Genomic DNA, 4,522 nt, shown 5'->3' with positions numbered 1-4,522 from the left:
TATCATCGCCGGATTATCCATGATCTGACAGCCGTCCCTTATAGGATGCGGGTTCACTAGGCATCGTAGTGGAACATATTCTTACCGGGCCATACAACAAACCCACCAATAATTCAAGACGTCCTCCACGGGGCGCTTACGAGCCGACCAGGGTCCCGTCGCCGCTTTCTGGCGCAAACACCACATCGCACAGGGGGACATCGTTACGCACCGGCAGGCCGAATCGGCCAAAGGAAGCGGCGATATCGTCCGGACTGAAGGTTTGCTGAAATTCGGCGGCGATGCTGCGATCCGCCTCGTCGAACGGCGACGGACCAAGCCGCTCGATATGCCGATGCATGAGCTGTTCGAGCGGGGTGTTGCCCACCAGGTTGGCGTCACCGCTAAGCACTTCGTGGCTTAAGGTGGTTTCCGTCATCAGGGCGGCGCCGCGCGCCACGTTTTTCACGCGCTCCACTAGCGCCAGCAGGTCCGGCAGCGTGCGCGAGCGGATCAAATAGCGCACCGTCGCTTTTGCCTGGACCACGTTCGGCGAATGGCCGCCGGTATCGGTGACCGCGTAGTGAATACGGGCCGTTGACGGCATATGCTCGCGCAGATAGTTGACGCCGACATTCATCAGTTCGACCGCATCCAGCGCCGAGCGGCCCAGATGATGGGAGGCGGCGGCATGGGCGGCACGGCCGCTGAAATGAAAATTCAGTTCATTGCAGGCCAGCGAAATGGGGTTGTTCACGCCGGTGAACGCTGCCGGATGCCAGGAAATGGTAATATCCACATCATCGAATACCCCGTCGCGCACCATAAACCCTTTTGACGAGCCGCCTTCTTCCGCCGGGCAGCCGTAATAGCGCACTCGGCCTTTGATACCGAGTGCGGCCAGCGTATCCTTCACCGCCGTCGCCGCCAGCAGCGAGCCGGCGCCCAGCAGATTATGGCCGTAGCCGTTGCCGCCGTTGACTTGCGGACGCGGTTCGGCGACGCCGGCCTGCTGACTAAGGCAGGGCAGAGCGTCGAATTCACCGAGAATGGCGATGACCGGTCCGCCTTCGCCCGCTTCCCCCATCACCGCCGTCGGCAGGCCGGCCAGGCCGGTCTGTACCCGGAAGCACTCTTTTTCCAAGAGGGCTTTATGGGCGGCCGCCGATTGGTATTCCAGATAATTGGTTTCGGGGGTGTCCCAAACAAGATCGCTTAACGCACAGAAGGCGGCCTGTTTCGCGGCGATATGCGCGTCCAGCAGGTCGTTGACGGAAGTAGACATGACGCGGTTCCAAAATGTTTACCAAAATTGGCACCAATTTACGTCGCCTATTTTGATTGTGCAACGTTTAACCGCGCCTATAAGAGAAAGCTATGACCACCGCGTTGGCGATAAGGTGGCAATAGGCGCGGCGCGGTGGCAGAATGCGCCGATAAACTGTGAGAAATCCTTTATGCCTAAGCAGAAACGACCGGCGTCGTCGGCGATAATGACCGATAAGGTCACCGAATTGATCCTGCACGATATCCAGACCGGCTTGCTGGCGCCCGGCGCCTGGTTGAAACAAATCGATCTGGAACAGCGTTATCGCTGCGGCCGGCCGGAAGTGCGCCGCGCCATGGATCGGCTGGCACAAAAGCGGCTGGTGGCCCATGTCCACAACCGTGGTTACCATGTCTATCGACCCGATGGCCGGCAGGAAGGGCAGGTGGCGGAGATCCGTATTTTGCTGGAAACCGGCGTTGCCGGTCGTATCGCCACCGCCGCCACCGCGACGGATATCGCGCTGCTTGAGCGGCTGGCGGCGGAATTCGTACGGTTGATGGCCGACGGCACCACCCTGGAGCTGTACGAGGCCAACCTGGCGTTTCATCATCATCTGTTGTCGCTGTGCGGTAATCAGGAACTGGTGGCGCTTGTGGCGGAAATACGCCAGCGTACCAGCGCCGCGCCGGTGCATCAGTGGACCACCCGGGCGCGGATTGAACAATCCGCCCGCGAGCACGATGAGATGATTGACGCGGTGCGCCAGGCTGACGGTGAGCGCCTGCGGGCGGTGATGACGCAGCATATCCGCCCGCAAGATCGCTAATGGCCGTTAGCTCGCTAACGAGAGCAAAATCGTTAAGGGTCGTGGTAGCGCTAACGGCAGGAGAGCGACTCACGCCGGCAATCCTGCCAAAAAGGGCCGCGGCGCCGGGAGACATTCGCCCCAGTAATTCCCCACGATCGAGAGACGAAAAAAAACGCTTTATTGTTTTACGTCATGATAGAAATGAACAAAGCGATAAAGCGTTAATTGACCACGGGCAAATTGGTTGCGGGGGCCGGATTTGAACCGACGACCTTCGGGTTATGAGCCCGAAGAGCTACCAGGCTGCTCCACCCCGCGTCCGTGGATGCGCACTATACTCTGTAGCGGTTTTGATGCAACCCCTTTTTGCTAAATAGCCCCTATTCTCCTGATATTTGTTTAATTTCGCCCCGTTGTGCTGTTTTTATCAATAACTCATTGATTAGATAACATAATAATGAATTTAATTATGATATAGACTCTTCTATCGTTCGCCGTTAGAATTAAAGTAAGCGTACGCCCAGCGCCGTCTGTTAATTCCCCATCAAATTATTGAAGATGATGTCMATTATTTTTTTAATGGGCGCAATTCATGAAACAAACCCCACCAAAACCCTCAAGACGTCCTCCACGGCGCGCTTACATCGCGATCGACTTTACTGCCGATATCGGTCTGCGCTTCGGTGGTACGCGGCAGCAGAATGTCGAAACGATCGCGGAAGGTAAGGTAAACGAAACCGGAACAGTCCAGCCCGCTCGGGCTCATACCGCCATAGCGGTAGGGTGTACCGTACCATTGATTGAGCTGGTCATTTAGCTTGGCAATGACCATGATGGAATCGGACAGGCGCGGATCCGGCGGCGGCACATGGTGGCTACAGCCGGCTAACAACAGTATCAGCCCCAACAGTAAGAGTAAGCGTACGCCCAGCGCCGTCTGTTAATTCCCCATCAAGTTATTAAAATCAATACAATGTGAAAATGCAATGAGCATAAGCGTGTAACGTAGGTTTACTGTCTCATACAACAAACCTACCAATAATTCAAGACGTCCTCCACGGGGCGCTTACGAGAATTCCGTATTCCATGCTTTTTTTCGCCAGCACGATCCCGAACTGACCCATAATCGACCCAGCCGTATTGAGGGTATTGGCCGGCCCCGGGTCGAGCCGTCGTTTATTCCTGACGTAATCGATGAAATGATAACCGTGCCCGACGGGGCCAGCATCGCCACGCTAGGGTGGCTGGAGCCGCTGCTCGGCCGCCGCGTCGGTGGCTCTACCGGCACCAACATGTGGGACGCCCTGCAGCTGGCCAAACGCATGCGCGCCGCCGGCGAAGCGGGGGCCATCGTCACGCTGTTATGCGACGGCGGCGAACGCTATAGCAACACTTACTACCAGCCGACATGGGTTAAGGAACATATCGGCGATATTCGTCCGTGGCAGATTGAGCTGGAAAACCTGTAACGGCAAACAACCGCCGCAATCTTCGCCGCCCGCTACTGTTCATCCGCAGGCAGAGACAGCACCCTATGCCCTTTGCCATGAAGAGTGAACGCAACAGATGAAACGAGCGGTGGTGGTGTTTAGCGGCGGGCAGGATTCAACCACCTGCCTTATCCAGGCCTTAAGTCAGTATGACGAAGTCCATTGCGTCACCTTCGACTATGGCCAGCGCCATCGGGCGGAAATCACCGTCGCCCGTGAGCTGGCGATGCAGTTGGGCGCGCGGGCGCATAAAGTGATCGACGCCGGCCTGCTTAATGCGCTGGCGGTCAGCAGCCTCACCCGCGACAACATTCCGGTACCGGGCTACGAGGACACGCCCGACGGTCTGCCCAGCACCTTTGTGCCCGGCCGCAACATCCTGTTTTTGACGCTGGCCGCCATTTACGCCTATCAGGTCGAGGCGGACGCGGTCATCACCGGCGTGTGCGAGACGGACTTCTCCGGTTATCCCGATTGCCGTGACGACTTTATCAAAGCTCTGAACCACGCGGTCAATCTCGGTATGGCGCGCGAATTAAATTTCGTCACGCCGTTAATGTGGCTGGACAAAGCTGAAACTTGGGCGCTGGCGGATTATTACCATCAACTTGATCGGGTGCGGCATGATACGCTGACCTGCTACAGCGGCATTAAAGGTGATGGCTGCGGACAATGCGCGGCCTGCCATTTACGCGCGCGCAGCCGCAGGCGGTGATGGCTTCGCTGAAAGCTAAAACCGGCCTGCGCTGAAAGCGCCATGCCGCTGCGCCGTCAGATCCAGCCAAGCACGCTCGCAGCTAATACCGTTGCGCCGCCCGTCCCCGCCGAACGACGCTGACAGCGGATAGCGCGGTGCCATTGCAGATTCCGACGTATCCGATCATCTGTTCCGGCGACATCCGATCAGTTATTCCGATATTTTCCGATCACCCATTCCAGTGATATTCGATCACGTGTTCGCTCATCTTCTGACTC

The 4,522-nt window shown here is 57.4% G+C and carries 1 protein-coding gene, 1 tRNA gene and 4 pseudogenes; 3 read left to right on the top strand and 3 right to left on the bottom strand.

The window, feature by feature from the left end; translation table 11 throughout:
* Positions 1 to 213: 213 nt before the first annotated feature.
* Positions 214 to 1,264, bottom strand: a pseudogene (locus ACMX3H_RS06460) (amidohydrolase); the annotation flags it as partial.
* A gap of 172 nt (positions 1,265 to 1,436) precedes the next feature.
* Between ACMX3H_RS06460 and ACMX3H_RS06455 the strand changes: the two are divergent.
* Positions 1,437 to 2,075 (top strand): GntR family transcriptional regulator, encoded by a 639-nt coding sequence (locus ACMX3H_RS06455; protein WP_415210225.1) that lies wholly within the window; start codon positions 1,437 to 1,439, stop codon positions 2,073 to 2,075.
* Between the two features lie 223 nt (positions 2,076 to 2,298).
* On the opposite strand, the gene ACMX3H_RS06450 is transcribed toward ACMX3H_RS06455, so the two are convergent.
* Positions 2,299 to 2,375, bottom strand: a tRNA-Met gene (locus ACMX3H_RS06450).
* Between the two features lie 313 nt (positions 2,376 to 2,688).
* A pseudogene (locus ACMX3H_RS06445) lies at positions 2,689 to 2,988 on the bottom strand (C40 family peptidase); the annotation flags it as partial.
* Between the two features lie 139 nt (positions 2,989 to 3,127).
* Between ACMX3H_RS06445 and ACMX3H_RS06440 the strand changes: the two are divergent.
* Positions 3,128 to 3,526, top strand: a pseudogene (locus tag ACMX3H_RS06440) (PLP-dependent cysteine synthase family protein); the annotation flags it as partial.
* 97 nt (positions 3,527 to 3,623) lie between these two features.
* Positions 3,624 to 4,297: pseudogene (gene queC / locus ACMX3H_RS06435) on the top strand (7-cyano-7-deazaguanine synthase QueC).
* Positions 4,298 to 4,522 lie beyond the last annotated feature (225 nt).

The organism is Sodalis sp. (in: enterobacteria), assembly GCF_047607725.1.
GTDB lineage: Bacteria > Pseudomonadota > Gammaproteobacteria > Enterobacterales > Enterobacteriaceae > JBLKSS01.
Note: the sequence above shows the minus strand (reverse complement) of the source record. Positions and strands in the feature narration are given on the sequence as shown.

Excerpts from the sequence above, each read along its gene's own strand:
- ACMX3H_RS06455 (WP_415210225.1), top strand. The coding sequence starts at position 1,437 with ATGCCTAAGCAGAAACGACCGGCGTCGTCGGCGATAATGACCGATAAG.